Source organism: Pseudodesulfovibrio sp. JC047 (genome assembly GCF_010468615.1).
Classification (GTDB): Bacteria; Desulfobacterota; Desulfovibrionia; order Desulfovibrionales; family Desulfovibrionaceae; genus Pseudodesulfovibrio.
Map to the genome: position 1 here is coordinate 72,232 of NZ_WUEH01000004.1, position 20,574 is coordinate 92,805.

The following is a 20,574-nucleotide window of genomic DNA, read 5'->3' on the forward strand; positions in this document are numbered from 1 at the left end:
TCACACCGAGGCCGACTGCACCATCTCAAATGGTCGGCCTCGGTTCACGCTCAATGCTCCGGGTCCGGATGCTTCTCCCGAACCGCCAGGATCTCGGGAAGGCAGGACAGAAAAACATCCACCACCTGCGGATCAAAGTGTGATCCTGAAGATTTTCTGATATATTCGACCGCTTTTTCCACCGGCCACGGGTCCTTGTATGGCCTCCGGGACATCAGGGCATCAAAGACATCACTCACCGCCGCAATTCGGGCGGCAAGAGGAATCGCCTCTCCCTTGAGTCCATTTGGATAGCCGGTGCCGTCCCACCGTTCATGATGGCACAATGCCAATTCCGAGGCCATGAGGATAACTTCCGACGGATGATCGCCCATGATATCACTGCCAAAGGTGGTGTGACTTTTCATGATTTCCCACTCTTCCTGATTCAGCGGTCCCGGCTTCAAAAGGATGGCGTCTGGAATGGCGATCTTTCCCACGTCGTGCATGGGGCTGGCGTGAAGGATACGTTCGCAAAACTCAGGACGCAACCCCATGCCCCGGGCCAGAATTTCCGCGACCTTGCTCATACGAATAACATGCGCGCCGGTCTCGTTATCCCGATACTCACCAGCCCGACCCAATCGACGGACGATTTCGAGCTGCGCCTCCCGCAAGGCACGAGTCCGTTCCCGAACCTGTTCTTCGAGGATATTCCCACGCATCACCTGCCGCTTGTAATAATATTTTGTTTCCAACATGTTCCGAATTCGCAGCAGCACTTCCCAATGGTCAAACGGCTTGGTCAAAAAGTCCTTGGCTCCGGCTTCAAGCGCACGCTGTCGGGTCTGCTGATCGGTTTGCGCGGTCAAAACCAGTATGGGCAAATATTCTTCCTGATGTTGTTCCTGCAACGCGTGCATGACCTCAATGCCATTCATGCGGGGCATTCGAATATCCAACAACAGCAAATCGAAATGTTCCTTTGCATGAAGATCGACCACACAACACGGGTCGGTGGTCGAGACATAATTGCCGTACCCTTCCTCTTCCAGAATATCTTCAAGCAAGGCAATATTGGTGGGATTATCGTCAACAATCAAAATGCTCGACGAATACAGTATCGATGTATCAATCATCATTCTTTTCCCGCAATTTCAAATACGCAGCAGCAATATCCTGCACTGACAATGGAGCACGCAAATGACAATCAACCCCGGCCAACGGGGGCAGATCTCTGTCGTCTCCGACCACGAAAATCATGGGGACAACAGCATGTCCCTCCTTCAATTCGAGCATGGAACCCACCGTGTCCGAACCGAGAAAAGCAGCATTGACGAGGACAAGCTGTGGTTTGAGCAAATCAACGGCCTTGACGGCCTTGTCCCACTGTCTTCGGATCATTATCGTCAAATCGGGCCACTCAACCACAAGCTCCCGCATGGAGCTGATCCGATCCGGATCATTATCAACATACAACAGGCACACTGCCGGCATATCACGCAAAACAAAACCGGGCTCTTCCCCGGAAACAGGCCTGGGCGCACCGTCCATGGGCAATGTGATAACAAAGGTCGAACCTTCGCCTTCCGTACTCACGAAATCGATGGTCCCATGCATCGCCTCCACCAATTGCTTGGTGATAGTCATGCCAATGCCGGTCCCCTCAATTTCGGAATGTTCTGCCACCATTCTGGTAAATGGTGTAAAAATGGCATCTTGTTGATCTTTCGGGATACCTATACCCGTATCCGACACACTGATAGCCACCATGCCCTCTTGAATTTCTGACGACAAGGTAACAGAGCCGTTCTCCACATTATATTTGATGGCGTTCGATACCACATTGACCAGAACCTGTTTGAAACGAATCCGATCCACAAGCAACGGCGGCACCGAGCCAAACGACCCATCCACCGTACAAACAACCTTCCGTTCCCGAGCCATATTTTCTGTCAACATCAGACTTTCCGTAAGAACATCTCGGGCACAGACGGGTTCCAATTCAACAGAAAAACTCCCGGTTTCAATACGAGAAAAATCGAGAATTTCAGAAATCATCTGCATCAGGTGATTCCCGGCCACATGGATTCGATTGGCGCGTTCCTTCTGTTTGTCCGTCAAGGTCCCGGGCTTGTCTTCCATGAGAATTTTGGAAAAGCCAATAATAGCGTTGAGCGGCGTGCGCAATTCATGACTCATGCGCGACAGGAATTCCATCTTGGCCTTGTCCGCGCTTTCCGCCTGCTCCCGCGCCTTCTTGAGTTCCGTGATATTTTCCTTGAGGGCCACGTAATTGATGACCTCGCCCCGAGTATTTTTGATCGGGGCCACGATCACATTTTCCGTATACAACGCTCCTGCCCTGTTTTTATTGATGAATTCCCCCTGCCAGACCTCTCCCTTGGAAATCGCTTCGTACATGCTCACAAACAAGGCCGGATCAGTCAGTCCGGAATTGAGCATACTCGGATTCTTGCCCACCACTTCTTCCCGGCTGTACCCGGTCAATCGCTCGAACTGCGGATTGACATATTCAATACGACCGAAGGTATCCGTAATCACGATACTCGAAGGATTCTGCTCGATGACCATATTCAGACGATTCTTCATCTCCTCGGCCTTGTTCCGGGCCGAGACATCACGAGAGGTAATCAACAATCCACCAATGGCCGGATCGTCTGACAGATCCTGCACCCGAGATTCCATATGCGTCACCACTCCATTGGCACTGAGCGTCAAATGCTCCACTGGCGCATCGCTCTTCGCAGCATCCCAAAAAAACATATCAGGAGGATCTTCCTGGTTAGATCGATCCCCCACTTTCACCACAGTCTTGAAGGAAACTCCGACCAACGAATCAGGGTCATATCCCAGATTTGTCTCAACTGACGGCGAAATATAATGAATGATCCCATTCCTATCCAAAATGACAATGACATCGCGAATGCACTCGATCAAGGCTCTGAAATGCCGTTCACTCGCTTCAAGTTCATATTGGATTTCAACCCGGTGCTCCACTTCCTTTTCCAAACGAAATGTCCGTTCATGCACTTTTCGTTCTAGCTCGTCACGAGACTGTTCCAAGGCGCGGATAGCCAAATATTTTTCCGTAATATCCAGACTGTATTCAATCATCTGGACCACTGTCCCCGCCGCGTCAAAAATAGGATAGCCATGCACTTCCAAAAAACGGCGTTCTCCATCCGCAGTCACAACCTCGTGTTCCACCCGCACCGGCTGCCGAGTCCTCTTGACCTTTTCCAGAGGGCATTCGCTTTTGGTCATACACGGGACATCGAGTCCATAATTTTGGGAGTAACAATAGGGACCATTTCCGAGAGCTTTGTCCCGAGCGGCCTGATTCGACATGGAAATGGTATAGTCCGCCGCGTTGATGACATGAAAAGGATGCCCAAGCGACTCAATGACCGTGGTCAAAAAATCGGCCTGAGCGGCAAACCGTTTCTCTGCCAATCGACGCTCGGCAATTTCCTGTCGCAACGCCTTGGTGCGCTTGAAGACCACCCCTTCAAGATTTTTTTGAGTCGCGGCCATGGCAGCCAAAGCTTCGGCCCGTTCTTGACGCAAACGACGACCATCACGGAGTATCCACAATGCCATCAGGCCAGCCACGACCAAAAAAACCGGCACCACAGCCAACGCAATCCGGTTGTACCACTGAGCCACCTTTTTCCGCTTCTTTTCCGCGAATTGCTCGGACTTAAGGCTGTCTCTATACACCTGGTCGGAATTCTCAACCAACAACGAGAATAATGCTGATATCTTCTTATGAAAAAAGGCGAACTTTTCCTTTTCAAGCCCACCAAAGTCACGCAGGGCCTGCTTCATGGCCCTATAATTCTCTCCCCGCAAGGCTTCAAGCACACTCAGATTGGCCTGCAATGCAACCGCCGACACATTTGCAGCATCCTGCGTATCGGCCATATAGAAAAAAGGCCAACTCACGGCAGCCCCGGTATCAGAGTTCATCACAAGTTGGTTCTCATACGTTCCACCGTGCTCCATGACATCCATGGCAGATCTGACCAGTTGCGTCCCTTTACCAATCTCCTTGGATAAAGAGTCCAGTTCACTGATCGAATCGGATACTATCATATAATGGAAGAGATTCTGTAACGAACGGATTTCTTGTTGCACAATGAGGCTGATATGCGTCTTGACTCGCTGGTTCTGTTCACGCTGAAGTGACTGTTCCAGACTGTTTTCCTGCGATAGGAAAAAGACAAAAACCACAAGGAAAGAGGCCCCGATCAGAGCCAGAAAAAAATACATTTTCCGCAAAAGCAATTCACGGAAATGAAAAGGTTTCATACGAACCAATACCTTGCGAAAACGGCACGGCACATACAAGGGACAAGAAAAGGCCCTAGACCGCTCGTTTTTGTCTTGAATACATCAATTCATCCAAACGAGTCTTCCCCACACCGCAGGGTTTCCACTCAAATATCAGCCTAACAGACTGAATATCTATACAAAACACCTATGCCTGTATCACGGAATCAAACCGAATCCAAGACGGCTTTCATTGCAATTAAAATAAGCCCGCACACAGACACTGTCAGCACAAGGTCCTGTTTTCAAAGAAAATAGATACTCATAAAAAAACCCACATCGTATCAGACGATATGGGTTTACTGACCTGAAATCACTAAAATCACATGCTACCGATATAGTCGGCAAGCGCGTTTGTCTCCTGCGTATCAAACTGTTTTGCGATACGGGCCATGGTTTTCCTTTTTTTACCGCCGTAGGTTCCATCGGCGTATCCATTCATTTTCATGAGAATCTCGCCACGGCTCTGTCCTTTCAGGATAACTCCACCCCCGGCATTGGACGAGTTGGTCCCGTCCCGATGGCATTTGGCACACCGTTTCTTGTACACCGCGCCACCATCGACGGCAAAAGCTGCTGTCACCGCGAAACACACGATTACCAGTGCCAATCCAAGCATTCTTTTCATGAGTTCCCCCAAAGTTCGATTTGTCTGAACACACCATCACGTAACAGAATAAAACGAAACCTGTTATGATGCAAACCGCCATGCTTCCGAACACAGACAAGGCCAGAAGAGTCTATTTGTCTCAAGAATATCGCATGGGCTTTATGTCACTTGTTCCAGCTCAAATGAATGGGCTGTTTCACCCATTCAAAACTCCACGAGCACAAATTTTTCAATCATTTCAGAGGCTCAAAAAGACTGATTCACATCCCGAATTTGGCACCAAACTGGTGGGTTTTTATCTCCTAAGAAACAGTCCTTTTATAGTGAAAAGAATGGACTATTTACACTCGCTATGGTTATAGAGAACCATGTCGTTGGTCCGTAGGAGGACGGTAGCCACAAATCATCTGATATATCAGATGATTGAATGGCTGCTCACTCATGCAATAACTTCGACAGCTGCAGGAAGCAGCATTGGATTGGGGTGCGTTTTTGGGAAGGGATGCACGCCGCGATCCGAAATAGTGAAAGCACTGTTTTGATCGTATTACATCCTCTGGTTTTGAACTCGTCACGATGAGCTTCAACAAAAGCCGATTGACGACGATTTCTACCACATTTGATTTATTGGCCTGCCTTGCATGGGCGAGGCGCATTGTGCCGTACTAAATACGGCGTCACACACAAGGGGGTGCTATGGGAAAAATCTCCTCATGGGATTGGGAAATCGGCCAGAGAACGGTCGTCAAATCCCTCTCCCCACTCGAAGGGCACGAATGGCAAGAAGAACCATATGTTTCGCATGACGGCGAAACTCTGGCCGCGATCGTCAAAGTTGGCGATGGCGAATTCACCGTTCGAACCAACGATTCGGTTTGGGAAAACGTTTACGAAAAAATCTGGTATCCGAAATTTACACCGGACGAAAGACTCACAACCATCTGTCAACAAGACATGGAATGGGCTTTAACTGTAGACGACACAATGGTCGGTGAAGCCACCGACTTCATCTGGGACACACTCATCAGTGAAGACGGTTCCGGTATTGCCACCATGCACAAAGCCATGGAGCGGTACTCGATCGCCTTGAATGGTCAGCCGTGGGAAGAAGTCTATGAGAACGTCAACCAGCCTGCACTGTCCGCCGACGGACTGCACACAGCTGGCGTTGCTCAGGTTGAAAACATGCCGGCCGCTGACATTGAAGTCTTCAAACGCGGTGTCTACACCGTGGCTGTTGATGGCAAGGCGTGGGAAGGACGCTATCTGAACGTCTGGACCCCGAGGTTCAACGCCGCTGGTGATGTTGTTGCCGCACAGGCACGCGTCACGGCGTATGACAACACCATCGTCGTGAATGACAAGCCGTGGGCACAGACCTTCAACCAGGTCTGGGAACCCACATTCAACCCGGCAGACGGCACCATTGCCGCCCCTGTTCGTATCAAGGGCAAATGGGGCGTAGCTCGCGACAGTGTTGTCATTTGGGAACCTCGCTACGAGCAGTGTCTCGAACTGCAACACTCGGAAGACGGCAGCAAACTGTGGGCCATCGTCGCCACTGGATACGGTGAATTCACCGCAGCCTGTGACAACGCACCATGGGATACCACGTATTCGACAGTGACCGACCTGGTCATCAGCCCCGACGGCCAACGCGCTGCGGTTCTGGGAAGCGAATACAATGCCGACTTCAACATCCTGGTTGACGGAAAAGCCTGGCCCGGCACCTATGAAATGGCCTGGCCGGTGACTTTCTCCGCCGACTCCAAGAACGCCGCAGTCATGGTCGAAAAAGACGGCAAACGCCGTATTCTCGTCAATGGCAAACCGTTTGAGCGGGACTTTGATCACGCATGGCCTCCGGTCTTCAACGAAGACGGGACCAAGGTGCTCATCCGCGCCATTGAAAACAACAGCTACATCCGCATTGTCGCGGAAGTGGCGAAATTCTAAGCGAAGGGAGACGCAATGACTGATATATATACTTTCGTCACTGGCCCCCTCGCCTGGGTTGCCTTCGGCATCTTCATCATCGGTTCAGTATACCGTCTGGTGAGCATGTATGCTCTGGCCAAGGCCAAAGACGGTTCTTCACTGGCATACATGAGCTGGTTCTACGGCTTGCGCTCCATCCTCGCATGGATGGTCCCGTTCAAGTCCAAAGGCTGGCAGTCTGACCCCCTCGCGACCGTGACCACATTTGTGTTCCACATCGCTTTCCTGTTGGTCGCCGTGTTCCTGAACGCACATGTTGTTCTCTGGGACACTGCATTTGGTATCAGCATTCCGAGCCTGCCCACATATCTGGGTGACATCATCAGCATCTTGGCCATCGTGTGTTGTGCGATCTTCGCATACCGCCGGCTCACGCTGCCGCATGTCAAGGGTATAACCCGCAATCAGGATTGGTTTGCCTTGATTCTTGTTGTGCTGCCGTTCATCACTGGCGTTCTGGCCTATCATCAGGTCGGTTCGGTACTCGTGATGACGACCCTGCACGTGATCTTCGCAGAATTGCTTATTGCGTTGATCCCGTTCACCCGTCTGAGCCACGCATTGTTCATCCTGTTCACGAGGGCGTACATGGGTTCGGAATTCGGCGGCGTTCGTCACGCCAATGACTGGTAGGCCACAACTAACCAAAGTAACGCGAGGTTATCAATAATGAGTACCATAGCTGACAGAATAGTACCTGATGTCGGCCTTGAAGCCGGTATCGCCGGGTTGACCACCGAAAGAATTCAGGAAGTGGTCAACCAAACGCTTAAAGGCGAAACCGGAGCAAAGCTGAAAGCATACAAAGAGACATGTATGCGGTGCGGTCTCTGTTCACAGGGATGTCACTTCTACATGTCACATGACCAGGATCCGAGCTACTCCCCAGTGAGTAAAGCAACGGAGACCATGTATGAATTGATCGACAAAAAAGGCAAAGTCACGCCTGAGCGCATCTATCAGATGGCCCAGATCGCCTTCACCGAATGCAACCTGTGCAAACGGTGTGCGCACTACTGTCCAGTAGGCATCGACATTGCGTATATAATGACCATGGTCCGCCGCATCTGCTACCTGCTGGACGTTGTTCCGCAGTACATTCGCGACACGGCCCATTCCCACTCCTCCACCATGAACCAAATGTGGATCAAGGATGACGAGTGGATTGATTCCCTGCAATGGCAGGAAGACGAAGCCCGTGACGAGTTCCCTGACCTGCGCATCCCTCTCGATAAGGAAGGCGCAGACGTCTATTACTCGGTCATCGGCCCCGAACCCAAGTTCCGGACCCAGCTCATCTACCAGGCTGCCGCCATCATGAACGCGGCCGGTATTGACTGGACCATGCCGTCCCATCCCGGTTGGGATAACTCGGACATGTGCATGTACGTCGGCGACTTTGAAAACATGGGCCGTATCAAACGCGCTCACTACGAGTCCGCTCAGAAATTGCGCGTCAAACGCATTGTCATGGGCGAATGTGGTCATGCCTTCCGGTCGATTTACGACATGGGCAACCGCTGGCTCGGATACAAGGAAATGCCGGTTCCCGTCATCCATGCGATCGAATTCTACTGGGATTTGATTCAGGAAGGGAAAATCAAGATCACCCATAAATACGAAAAGCCTGTCACCATTCAGGACCCGTGCAACGTCATTCGTGGCCGTGGTCTGATGGACAAGCTGAGAGATGTGGTCCACTTCCTCTGTGAAGAAGTCGTGGAAATGACTCCCAACCGTGAGCACAACTATTGTTGCTGCGCCGGTGGTGGTGTCATCAACTGCGGGCCGCCGTTCAAGAACACCCGCATGGAAGGCAACCGTGTGAAAGCTGACCAGCTCAGAAACACCGGCGTCAAGGATATTGTCATCCCATGCCACAACTGCCACGGCGGTATTGAAGACATCATCGGCTATTATGATCTCGGAATGCACGGAAAGTTCATTGGCGATATCATATACGAACTGATGGAAAAACCGGAACTCTAAGGAGGACGCCATGCACAAGAAAAATACCATGAAGCTTGCGGCCTCCATGCTGACCATCATCGCGTTGGTCATCGCATACATGGCTCCGGCCGCTTTTGCGCAAGACGACATGACACTGATTCCCGTGGATGCATTCGCCAAGCTCGAACGTCCTCAGGTTCCCTTTGTCCATGACGCTCACAATGAAAAGGCTGAGTTGGATGATTGTATTGTCTGTCACCACGGCATGACCGATGATGGCAAACAGGACATGGAAAATTCCAGCGAAGGCGATAGCTGTGCATCATGCCACGACGTAGAACGCTCTGACGGCGGAACCCCGCTCATGCGCGCCTACCACAAGCAGTGCATTGACTGCCACGAACAGGCAGCCAAAGGCCCTGTGGCCTGTGGAGAATGCCACCCCAAATAGCCCTCAGCTCAACAAAATATGAAAGCCCCCGGAAGCCATTGTTTCCGGGGGCTTTTATATAAAGGTTCCAAATGTGGGCAGATCGCAGGTCTCTCGATTGAGGGCCACTCTATTCAAACAGGGCGAAATCCTTCAAAAAACGTTCCCTTCGCCGCTCCACCTCGGCCTTGTTGGTCATAATCATATCCAACTGCCGCGTATGAGTAATCAGATAGCCGAGAATCTTCAATCGACGCCCCATGGCCTCCCGACCAAGGCCTTCGACCCGGGCGAACATGTTGTCCTGACGCACCCGAACCCGAAATTCGAATTCCTCCAGCAGATCACCGACAAACCGAGCGCGAAGGATACGCCGCTCAACATTGGCGGCCCCTCCCTTGAACTGGAAACTGGCATAATTCTCACTAGTTCGGTCAGACACCAAAGATTCCACCCCACAGAAATGGAACCCGAATCGTGACTGCAATGAACAATAATTCTTCGAAATCATGAAATAGTTGCGCTGCGTGTAGCGTGTTCCCGAAGCCGGATTCAAGTCCGGGTTCATGGTCGCCTCAAACATCACGGACATCAGCCCCTTGGTATGCACCGGCGGCGGGCCTTCCCATTGCACAGCCTGCATCCCTTCCCACAAAGCGTGCATGGGATAGGAATCCACATGTTTCAACAAAATGCACTGATCTGCCCGGGACTCGCCTTCCGGCAGGAAGCCGTCATCCAGATTCAACACCCAAAACTGTTTCGGCACATCACAGATAAGCTGACGGCTGGCGGCTTCGATAAAATCATTATCCGTGCCAAATTCAAACATTCCAGCCACACCTTTTTCATGGCAATACCGCATGATATCATGCAGCGTTTTGCAATTTTTCGGCGCAAATTCCGGAGATTCAGGATCGGTCAAATTCAGCCGGACAATATGCCGTGCGGCCTTTCGCAAAGCCGCCTGCACAGGACTTCCCCGCATGATCCGCTCTCTGGGTTTTTCAACAAGCAAAGCTTCCACCGCCCCGTCATACACTGCGTGCCCGTCGGCATCCACCGTGAGAATCCGACCATTCTCGAATTGACCGACCACCCCTTTCACCCCAAACAGGGCAGGAACACCAAACTCACGGGCCACGTTGGCCAGATGACCAGCCATGCCACCCTGCTCGGTAATGAGCGCACTGCACCGGTCGAGTAACGCGGCCCGGCTCGGTAGAGCGTGTTTCAAAATCAACACCCCACCATCAGGAAAGGTTAAGGCATCCACATCCTTGCGTACCGAATACGCCGGTCCTACCCCAACCCCCGGACTGGCGACCCGTCCACCAGACACCACCGGAACAGGCAGGTCCGCAGCCGCCGGATGTGCGACTTTGGCCGACTCGATCTGCATCAATGGCCGACATTGCAACAGATGAAACACTCCGTCCGATGTCATGGCCCATTCGATATCCTGTGGCGTGCCGAACTGGGTTTCGATACGCACCGCTTCCCGGGCAACAATGGAGGCCTGTTCATCTGTCAAGGACGGCTCAGACCGCAACTCATCCAGCAAAGTCTCCCGGCACACCCCTTCTGCGGGGCTGCACACAAACATATCCGGCTTTTCGGCAATAATTCGTTCATTCACCGTCAGGGAATCCCGATTCACCAAAAAGACATCGGTCTCGGCAGTTCCATCCACCACAGGCTTGGGCAATCCCCAGACGGAATGGACCGACACCGCCTCGTCCCTGACATTGACCGGATTTCGCGAATACGCCACACCGCCGGACATGGCATCGACCATGGTCATGCAACCGACACTCATGGCCACATCCTCGTCACGAATGCCCCGGTTCATCCGATAGGCCATGGCCTGCCGAGAAAATTTGGAGGCCACGACTTCCTTGTAGGAATCCAGCAACGAAGCCCGATCCACGTTTAAAACAGACCGGTATTGTCCGGCATAGGACGACCCCTCCGCGTCTTCACCCAAAGCACTGGACCGCACTGCCAGATCAGGCGGTGTCTCAAATTGTTCGCTCAACGTGTCATAAGCGGTTAAAATGGCCTCTGCCAAATCATCGGGAATGGAGGTATCCATGACTAATTGCATGATTTCCGAAGACATCCGAAACAGGGCTTCCCGGTCATTGCTATCCGTGGCCTGAATTCGACGAGCCACCTCTGGCCGCAAATCTCCGGCATCCACAAAACGGTGATATGCAGCCACGGTAATGACAAACCCGGCAGGGATATTCAACCCAAGACTGATCCCGGCCTCGCCGAGCATCGCCATCTTTGGGCCGCACAAATCGGCATGGTCCCGCCCGACCTGAGACAGGTCAAGGACCAGATCGCCACTGACAATATGCTCTTCCGGTGCGAGCGCGGCCATGATGCGATCATTGATGGATTCCATGGCAGCGACAAGAGCATCATGGTCTTTGGGGTCAAGTTCGCCGAGATGGCGGACCATCTGAAAGATGGATGTAGAGAGCCGGGTACACAAGGTATTGACGTATTGCATCCCGTAAGGAGTGAACCCGCGCAGGGACTCCTCCAATTCACCGATCAATTCATGGGCACGGGTATTTGCCTGAATCAAAAGCCGAAAATGATCGTACCGGGCCGCAAAGACTCGACGAATCTCCGCCAGTTCTTCGGGGGTCTTCTTTCGCGCTCTCCACGGCAGCCAATCAAAAATACCCATGAAGCCTCCATCGGCACGCAAAACAGGTCACAGGGGGAACAGTCATCATCCCCTCTACTGGCTGTGTTCCTTGGCCGTGATTTTTTCTTGGTGATGTCGCCTTCGAACGGACGCGTCTTCCAACTTGTACAACAATTCCTCGAATTCAACGGGCTTCATCAAATAATCGAACGCGCCCAACTCCATCCCGTTGATGGCAATATCCATGCTGGCATGGCCTGTCAGCATGACCACCTCGATCAACGGATTCACCAGTTTGATCTTGTGCAGAACGGTCAATCCATCCATTCCGGGCATCTTGACATCCAACAACACCACATCCGGATCAAATGATTCAAGAACGTCGAGTGCATTTTCTCCCGAATCAGCCTCTTTGACCGTCATTCCCCGCCGATCAAGCCGTTTTCCCAATGTCTTTCGGAATCCCGCTTCATCATCGACAAGAAGCACCTTGATACCTGCCATACTGTCTCTCCATCAGTTGCCAGTCACGCCTGTTCAAAGGCCTGCCGTATCTTTATCAACAACTCATCCAGGTCGCACGGCTTGAGCATGTAGTCGAATGCGCCGGAAGCCACGCCTTCACGCGCCGCCTGTTCGCTTCCGTGCCCTGTCAGCATGATCACCGGCAGTTCCGGCACCATCTTCTTGAATATCTGGAGGACCTCGATACCATCCATGTCCTCCAGCTTCAAATCAAGGACCGCCACGTCAAAATCAGTGCCCCGCAATGTCTGTATACCAGCGGCTCCGCTGCTCGCAACAGTCACATCAAGTCCTCGCTTTCCCAGTCGTTTTTGCAAAACTTCCAGAAAACCGACTTCATCATCCACCAAAAGCAGACGAATGGGCGCATCGTTCATCAGACTCCCCTCCTAATCGCCTCGTCTCAACACGATATGTCTGGCACGGGCCTCAAGAATCTTGGTTTCCTGTGCCTGTTTCTTTTCATACGCCTCATCAACCTTGGTCAAAAGATCATTCAAATCACACGGCTTCATCAGATAATCGAACGCACCGGATTTCATGCCTTCAATGGCGGACTCCACCGTGGCATGACCTGTCAGCATGACGACTTCCACCAACGGATATGAAGTCTTGACCACCTTCAACGCTTCCGTGCCATCCATGCCAGGCATCTTGACATCCATGACCACGACATCAATGGAATGGTCCTTTTCCAGAATATCAAGGCCTTCCTGGGCACTGTACGTGGTTGTCACTGTCAGGCCTCGATTCTCCAATCGCTTGGCCATGGTGTCAACAAAACCGTGTTCATCGTCAACGAGCAGAATATTCGCAGGCATTGGTCTCCTCCCGATTTCCGGGCCCCCATTACGGGGTACCCTGTTCATTCGTGGCATAATCACACGCACTGCCATCCTCACCGTCAGATATTGGCAATCGGATGATAAACTTCGTTCCCTGGTCAACCGCAGAATCCACGGCAATGGAACCGTCCATCTTGTTGATGATGCCATAGATGATGGACAGCCCAAGTCCGGTCCCCTTGCCCACAGGCTTCGTGGTAAAAAACGGATCAAAAATACGCGACAAATTGGCCTGGGGAATACCGCACCCCGTATCGGCGATGGAGACCACCACGAAGGCGTCCTCTACACGGGTCATGATGTCGAGATTGCCACCGCCCGGGTCCATGGCGTCAATGGCATTGTTGACCAGATTGAGCAGCACCTGCTGCATCTCCGAAGGACTCGCTTCCACCGGAGGGATACTGTCTCCCAGGCTCGTTTCGATCACCACGTTGGCATATTTGGCCCGTTGCTCGGAAAGCTGGACGATTTCGAGCACCAATTCATTGAGACAGACAGATATCACGGTCGGATCGATTTTCCGGGCAAAACTGAGCAATTTGTGGGTGATCTCCTTGCACCGACTTCCCTGCGTCCGAATCTGATTCAATGCGCGCTGTACCTCGCGTTCATTATCGTCCTCGCCCAGTCCTTCTTCCAACAAATCCTGAATCCACCCGGCCTCTTCTACCATAATGGCCACGGGATTATTGATCTCATGGGCGATTCCCGCAGCCAATTCGCCCACCGAAGCGAGCTTGCCAGCCTCAATGACCTGTTCATTCATGATATCCTTGGCCTGATCCGCCCGAGCGACCTTGCGCGCCATGCGTTTACTCATCAGATACGCCATGAGCGCAATGGAAATACCACCGAGCAACAACACGACAATGGCAAGATTTCGGGATCGATTCAAATCGGAAAAGGCGTCTGCGACATCCTGTTGATACACCATGATCCAGTCCCCGCCCTTGATCGGACTGGTCACGAAAATAGTCTCACGCCCGGTGGCGGGATTGGTTTCCAGCGACATCGCCGCACGCCCCCGGACCATCTCCGAACGGTCAGTCATGGAACGAGCCATAACACGCAAGAATGGTACCTCGTCGGTCATATCACGACGAGGTGTTGTTTGAAATTCCGCGTGTCTGTTAATGATATAGGCCAGCCCGGTTTCACCGATACGGATATCCTCGACCAGCTTATTGAAGGCGATGAAATCAAGCGTGGTACGCAAAACCCACTCCTCCCCGTCTTCATCCAGCCGGAGGGCAATGGTAAAATGCGGCACGCCGCGCAGTCCCAACCCGACATCACTCACGTGAACCTTGCGAGTCCTGGCGGCCTTGAACCATTCCGCTTCAGAATAGTCCACACCCTGAAGCTTATATGGTCCGGCATAGGCGACCTGAATACCGTCGCTATTAACCATGCCCAAATCCACAAAGTCACTCCCGTGCCCCCGAACCAACGCATCATGCAAATCCTGAAGACTGGCAGGATCATGCAGCTTGCCCAGTTCGATGATTTCGGCCAGGACCTGAATCTCGGCGACTTTCTCTTCAAGGTAGGAATCAATGGATTGGTCATGCTTGAGTACCAATTCGCGCAGATGAGCTTCGACTTTCTCTTCATACGCAACGCTATATTGATACCCAGCGATAAGCACGATGCACAAAAGGGGAGCAAAAGAAACGAGTATGATGGTGAACATCATGCTCTTGGCCAACCCATGGTAATAATGCGTATCAGACATTCTCGCTCCAAATCATTGGGAAATGCCACTGGACTTACGCCGCTCGCGTCACGCCTTCAAAAAGGGCTTTCGCAAGAGGTTTTCGACTCATTGTCAATATAGTATCACTTTATTCCACAAATCAACAACCCTTACTCATTTCACACAAAATACGAATTCTCATACCCAAAAGATGGCATTGCCATCCCTTGCAACAATCGACCAGACTCGATTCCGCACGCGCTCACATGCTTCGAATTCTCCATTTTCAACCACATGAAACGTAAATAACAGTTGATTATTTCGCTCTTCGGGATGAAAATGGATATGAACAATCCCATTCAGACACATCACACGGACGCTGCCATGAACAAGCTCTTGCCGATCACTCTTGCGACACTGGTCTTTCTCTTTGGCTGCGGCGGTGGAAGCCGTCCTCACCTCACTCATCCGCCCACACAGTTTTACTCCACCAAGACTCCCCAGGAATCCGGAAACCCAGAACATATGGGACCGCAGGAACTTCAAGCGGCTGTCATGGCCTATGCGGACACGACCAATACGCTGATGGGAGAAGCCTCGGAAATCATCAACCGAATCGGCACACCGCAGGCCCGAATCACGGCCGCGCGCATGATGGTCTTCAATATGTCCAGTAACGTGGAAATCGCAGCCGGTCCATATCCGGGCGTGGCCCTACTGGATATGACCGTGGTCGCCACACTGCGCCGCATGGTCTGGGAAGACTTCTGGATACCCAAAATTTTTGGAGACGCAGGGCTTCCGGCACTCGCCATCATCAGAGAGGCAGAACAAGACATCTGGGACGTTGCCGCCAGAATCATGACACCGCAACAAATCGATGAACTCAAACGGGTCATCAGTGCCTGGCGCACGAAGTATCCGAACAAAATCAGCGTCAACTACGTCCGTTTCGAAGATTTCGGAGAACTCGGGCTGAAACCGTCCATGCGCAAACTCATTGTGCCGGGCGGCCTGTTTGCCAGCGTTCAGGAGGCGACACTGGTTGCCCGGGATATGAAATTCGCGGTTGACCGTGCATTCTATCTCGTTTCCCGGATGCAACTTCTGGTGAACTTCCAGATCAAACTCGCGTATCTGGAAATGATCTTTCAACCAGAAACAAACGGTCTCATCACCACGACCGAAGATATTGTCAGCCTTTCGGATCAATATCTGCATCTGGCCGAGGACTTTCCCGAAGACATGGGGAAAGAGATATCGAAACTTATCGACAAGCTTTTCCTCAATCTCGCCAAACAACGGGATGAAACCCTGAACAAGGCCTTGGCCGGCATGTCGGATTGGCAAAAGGAAACAATCGAAGACATCGTGACATCGGTATCCGTTGAACGAGAAGCAGCCATCAATCAAACAATGGCTGCACTGGTTCAACAACAAAATATTTTGTTCGACCGAGTCGATGAAGTGGTCAATCAAAGCGAACGTGAAATCGAATCAATACTCAATCACGCTTTCATGCTCGGCCTGTTGCTAATCGTCATTTTTTTCGTCTTGTTGACCCTATACCGAATTTTCGTCTTCGGACCGACCAAAAAGAAATAAACGATCACCAAACGGATGTCTGTGTTCGAAAGCGTCCCTTCATGGCCCGTGAAAACAAGGGACAGCCCACTCGTAATACATGGATAAAAATCCTGGTTTGCGATATGGTCACACACACCTCGTCAACCATTTTCAGCAGGCAGGTCGAACATGCTGTCCTTTCTCGATATGATTCCGTATGGCTCTCCCAGACTCCGGCGCATTGGATTCTGGCTTCTCACCGCTTTCATCGCATACACATTGTTCGGTTTTTTTGCTGTTCCCCCACTCGTGAATCGGATCGCTTCCAACCAACTTCACGAGGCCTTGAACCGACCAGCCCACATCGAAACGGTGTCTTTCAATCCCTTCACCTACCGTCTTGAAATCTCCGGGCTGCATATCGACAAACTCGATGCAGAAGGGTCACTGCTGTCAGTCAAAAAGATCGTGGCAGCCCCCGGCGTCACCAGTATTTGGGAATTCGCTCCGGTCATTTCCTATTTGCAACTCGACGGATTGCAGCTGGACATCACCTTTTTCGGCGACGGGAAATACTCCATTTCGGACATTCTCGAGGCACCGGTGACCGCACCGGACCAAACGGACGAAGCAGCACAAAATACCGCCATCTTCCCGTTTGCGCTCTACGGATTCGAGATGACCAACGCAACGATCACCTTCGACGATCGTCCGCACAAGAAAAAGCACGTCATCAAGGATATGTTTCTCCGGGTGCCCTTCACTTCGTCCTTTGCCAAGCTGAAAAAAGAATTCACCCAGCCAAAATTCACAGCCATCATTAACGGTGATCCCGTGGAACTCAAGGGGCGGACGCTTCCGTTTGACGAAACCCTGCTCACCGAATTCGAATTGGGAGCCGTGGATGTCGATCTCAACCAATATTGGCAATACGTCCCGCTCAAGACACCACTCCAATTGAAAGACGGACAATTCACCTCGGATATTTCCCTCTTTTTCGAACGCCCAGAAGACCAACGGCTCAACTTGTTTCTGGGGGGCGGTGGATCGTTAACGAATCTTGAATTCACGGACCCCAAAGAAAAATCCGTGGTGTCTGTCAAGGAACTCGCCTTTGAAATGGAACGATTCTCCCTTGGCGACAAGGCCTTAACCCTGACGAGTATCACTCTGGACACGCCATATTTCAAGGTCATCCGAGACACAAACAACATCATCAACTGGGCCACATATTTCCCCGGTTCAGAAATCAGTGACACAGGATCAACCGTTGAAATAACCTCCAAGAATGAAACGACCTTTTCGTTGGACATACGCAAAATCACCATGTCCAAAGGAACGATCGATTGGGAAGACCGCCTCGTCAAAGGCGGCTTCAAACGCACGTTCAGCCCACTGTCTTTTACCGGTTCGGAAATCACGACCGCCGGGAATCACCCCTGTACCATCGAAGCAATGGCCGGTTCAGAAGCGAATCCGGATGCGGGTATCCTGACTCTCAACGGTGTGGCCACGATCAAACCACTGTCTGCAACCGTCACGATTGCTGGCGAAAACATCCCGCTTCCGGTGTACTCATCCTACATCAACAACGCACAACCGCTTATTGTGGATTCCGGCATCGGCACATTTTCCGCCTCAGTCAACGTCCTTGTGGAAGGCTCGACGCCCGCCCTGACCATACAGGATGGCAGCATGAGTCTCAGCGACCTTTCCATCAGCAAGCCGAACGCTTCAAACCCCAGTCTCGGATTGAAAGAACTGACAATTTCAGGCGCAACCCTTGATCTGAAAAAGCAGGCTATCACGATGAAAGACATCGTCGTGACAGACCCATTTGCCAAAGTCATCAGGGGAAAAAACGGCCAACTGGATCTAATCGCCCTCTTTGTCAAAGAAAAAGTCCAGCTCGACGAAATGAAAATCGTCAAAGCAGCCAAAGAAACGTGGTCCCATGGGTGGAGCGCAGACTGCGCCCGAATCCAAATCAAAAACGGCGCAGCGCATCTGCGCGATCAATCACTGCACCATCCCGCAGATTTGGGAATAAACGGCTTCACACTGGACATGAAAGAGTTTTCCTCCAAAGAAAAAGCCGCCATGCCATTTTCCCTCGACGGGAAATGGAGTGGAAAAGGGACCTTCTCTGTCGATGGCACCGTCTCCATACTCCCGCTCTGGTCAAACGGCCGCATCCGTCTCAATGGGTTGGGATTGCGTCCATTGGACGGGTATCTCGCAGAATACACGGAACTCCTGATCGCCAAAGGCGCGGCCTTTGCCAACATCAAGTATTCCTTCAAAAATGGAAAAACGCCAAAATTCACCGTGACCGGCGACACCGCGCTTCGCTCGGTGTCCATCAAGGACACGTTCAGCAAAAAGGAAATCATCGGCCTTGACGCTCTTGACGTGAAGACACTGAAGTGTGCCACCGCTCCCAACACGCTTTCCATCGGGGAAATCGCGCTCGCCGGACCGCGTGGGGTCATTCATTTTTCTGAAGATGGTCAGATAAATATCCGCCGGGCCTTACGGCTTCAGGACACAACTCCCAAAACCGCAACAACTGCATCCGAGGCCCCTCCGGCTCAAGAGACAAAACAAGCAGGCCAGCCCCAAAAGGCCGCCCCCTTTTTCAAGTCCGTAAAAATCAACAAAATCAGCATGACCAAAGGAGCCGTCTCCTTCAAGGATGAAAGTGTCCACCCTGATTTTTCGACCAACCTGACAGGTATGAACCTGCTCCTCACCGAAGTGAACCAATCGCCCGAGGCCCGGCCCAAAGTGGATTTCAAGGGCAACATCGGGCCGACCCCCATGTCGATTTCCGGCGTGGTCAATCCGGTCATCACCCCGATCTATTCGGATCTCGTCATTGCCGTCAACGGCATGGAACTGGTGCCACTGACCCCATACACGCTCAAGAATCTGGCCTATCCCATTGAGAAAGGCCGTCTGTACGCTGATATTTCCTTTCAAACAGAAAACTGGCTTTTGAACGCGGAAAACAAATTCTACATCGAACAGCTTGTCTTGGGTGCAAAGGACAATCGCCCGGACGCGCCCAACGTGCCTGTCGAGTTCGGACTGTCACTTCTTCAGGACGGCGACGGCAACATGGAATTGAATCTGCCCATCCGAGGAGAACTCAACGATCCCGACTTCCAGATCGGTGGCATTGTCTTCAAGGCCATCGTCAGTCTCTTGTTCAAGGCGTTGGCCTCTCCATTCACCCTGATCGGCTCCATGTTCGGCGGCGGCGAAAACATGGATTTCGTGGTTTTCGAACCAGGCCGGCACGCGTTGGATGACAGCGGTCAACAAAAGATGGAGACCATCATCAAGGCGTTGACTGAACGGAAAAAACTCACACTGGAAGTGGATGGCGTCATTGATCCCGTCGCCGACAAGAACGGATTGGTCGAAGTGATCTTCGAAACCAAGATCAAGCAACAAAAATATGACGAGCTCTCTCGATCCGACCGAGCTGAAAATGACGTGGCCGACATGGTTATCGCACCGGAAGAATATGAAGATCTGCTCTTCGAAGCCTATGCCGACGAACCTGACGAAGAAGGCATCAAGCCCACCACGCTCTTCATGACCGATCGGCAACCCGTCGATGTCATGGAAAAATTCATCCGGGATCGAATCGTCATCACCGACGAATTATTACACGACCTCGCCATGGACCGAGCCAACACGGTCAAAAGTGCCATCATAGACAGTCACCCGGAATTGAAAGACCGAGTCTTTCTGCTCGACAGGAAAGACGCCGCAGGAAAAACCGGCGTTCCAGCACACCGGGCTGATCTCGGCATCAATTGATTTTTATAAAAGCACAATGAGTGAAATACATCAGGTGGAGAGCCGCCTCCGGCGAAGGGGGATGATCCGTTTTGAGGGAAAGAGACCTTGGTGAAATAAATCAGGAGGGGAACCGCCTCC

The 20,574-nt window shown here is 51.9% G+C and carries 14 protein-coding genes; 6 read left to right on the forward strand and 8 right to left on the reverse strand.

What is annotated here, in order from left to right:
- Nucleotides 1-50: 50 nt before the first annotated feature.
- The 3 genes from GO013_RS03660 to GO013_RS03670 all read right to left on the reverse strand — a co-directional run bounded on the left by GO013_RS03660 (nucleotide 51) and on the right by GO013_RS03670 (nucleotide 4,963).
- Nucleotides 51-1,121: an HD domain-containing phosphohydrolase gene (locus GO013_RS03660; RefSeq protein ID WP_239057724.1), complete on the reverse strand. Its 1,071-nt coding sequence runs from the start codon at nucleotides 1,119-1,121 to the stop codon at nucleotides 51-53.
- Nucleotides 1,111-4,314, reverse strand: coding sequence for a PAS domain-containing sensor histidine kinase (locus tag GO013_RS03665; RefSeq protein WP_163808700.1), 3,204 nt, complete (start codon nucleotides 4,312-4,314; stop codon nucleotides 1,111-1,113). Before GO013_RS03665 ends, GO013_RS03660 begins: the two co-directional genes overlap by 11 nt.
- 343 nt (nucleotides 4,315-4,657) lie before the next feature.
- Nucleotides 4,658-4,963, reverse strand: coding sequence for a c-type cytochrome (locus tag GO013_RS03670; protein WP_163808701.1), 306 nt, complete (start codon nucleotides 4,961-4,963; stop codon nucleotides 4,658-4,660).
- A gap of 678 nt (nucleotides 4,964-5,641) precedes the next feature.
- Here GO013_RS03670 and tmcD point away from each other — a divergent pair.
- From tmcD to tmcA, 4 genes are read left to right on the forward strand one after another with little or no spacing between them, the layout of a single operon-like run.
- Nucleotides 5,642-6,901: an electron transfer complex subunit TmcD gene (gene tmcD, locus GO013_RS03675; RefSeq protein WP_163808702.1), complete on the forward strand. Its 1,260-nt coding sequence runs from the start codon at nucleotides 5,642-5,644 to the stop codon at nucleotides 6,899-6,901.
- A 15-nt stretch (nucleotides 6,902-6,916) separates the two neighbouring features.
- The gene (gene tmcC, locus GO013_RS03680; protein WP_163808703.1) at nucleotides 6,917-7,576 is read left to right on the forward strand and encodes a TmcC family electron transfer complex membrane anchor subunit; all 660 of its coding nucleotides are present in this window, start codon (nucleotides 6,917-6,919) and stop codon (nucleotides 7,574-7,576) included.
- A 36-nt stretch (nucleotides 7,577-7,612) separates the two neighbouring features.
- Nucleotides 7,613-8,932 carry an electron transfer complex ferredoxin TmcB gene (tmcB, locus tag GO013_RS03685; protein WP_163808704.1) on the forward strand — a complete coding sequence of 440 codons (1,320 nt, stop codon included), beginning with the start codon at nucleotides 7,613-7,615 and terminating at the stop codon, nucleotides 8,930-8,932.
- Between the two features lie 10 nt (nucleotides 8,933-8,942).
- Nucleotides 8,943-9,344, forward strand: coding sequence for an acidic tetraheme cytochrome c3 TmcA (gene tmcA / locus GO013_RS03690; RefSeq protein ID WP_163808705.1), 402 nt, complete (start codon nucleotides 8,943-8,945; stop codon nucleotides 9,342-9,344).
- A 109-nt stretch (nucleotides 9,345-9,453) separates the two neighbouring features.
- Here the strand turns inward: tmcA and GO013_RS03695 are convergent, their stop codons facing one another.
- From GO013_RS03695 to GO013_RS03715, 5 genes are read right to left on the reverse strand one after another with little or no spacing between them, the layout of a single operon-like run.
- Nucleotides 9,454-12,027: a PEP/pyruvate-binding domain-containing protein gene (locus GO013_RS03695; RefSeq protein WP_163808706.1), complete on the reverse strand. Its 2,574-nt coding sequence runs from the start codon at nucleotides 12,025-12,027 to the stop codon at nucleotides 9,454-9,456.
- A gap of 54 nt (nucleotides 12,028-12,081) precedes the next feature.
- Nucleotides 12,082-12,492 carry a response regulator gene (locus tag GO013_RS03700; RefSeq protein WP_163808707.1) on the reverse strand — a complete coding sequence of 137 codons (411 nt, stop codon included), beginning with the start codon at nucleotides 12,490-12,492 and terminating at the stop codon, nucleotides 12,082-12,084.
- 23 nt (nucleotides 12,493-12,515) lie between these two features.
- Nucleotides 12,516-12,890: a response regulator gene (locus GO013_RS03705; RefSeq protein WP_163808708.1), complete on the reverse strand. Its 375-nt coding sequence runs from the start codon at nucleotides 12,888-12,890 to the stop codon at nucleotides 12,516-12,518.
- Between the two features lie 12 nt (nucleotides 12,891-12,902).
- Entirely contained in the window at nucleotides 12,903-13,334 is a 432-nt protein-coding gene (locus tag GO013_RS03710) for a response regulator (protein WP_163808709.1), read from the reverse strand.
- 28 nt (nucleotides 13,335-13,362) lie between these two features.
- Nucleotides 13,363-15,096, reverse strand: coding sequence for a PAS domain-containing sensor histidine kinase (locus tag GO013_RS03715; protein WP_163808710.1), 1,734 nt, complete (start codon nucleotides 15,094-15,096; stop codon nucleotides 13,363-13,365).
- A gap of 306 nt (nucleotides 15,097-15,402) precedes the next feature.
- Here GO013_RS03715 and GO013_RS03720 point away from each other — a divergent pair, with 306 nt between their 5' ends.
- Entirely contained in the window at nucleotides 15,403-16,662 is a 1,260-nt protein-coding gene (locus GO013_RS03720; RefSeq protein WP_163808711.1) for a hypothetical protein, read from the forward strand.
- Nucleotides 16,663-16,812: 150 nt separating this feature from the next.
- Complete coding sequence (locus GO013_RS03725) at nucleotides 16,813-20,454, forward strand: DUF748 domain-containing protein (RefSeq protein ID WP_163808712.1); 3,642 nt, start codon at nucleotides 16,813-16,815, stop codon at nucleotides 20,452-20,454.
- Nucleotides 20,455-20,574: the final 120 nt, after the last annotated feature.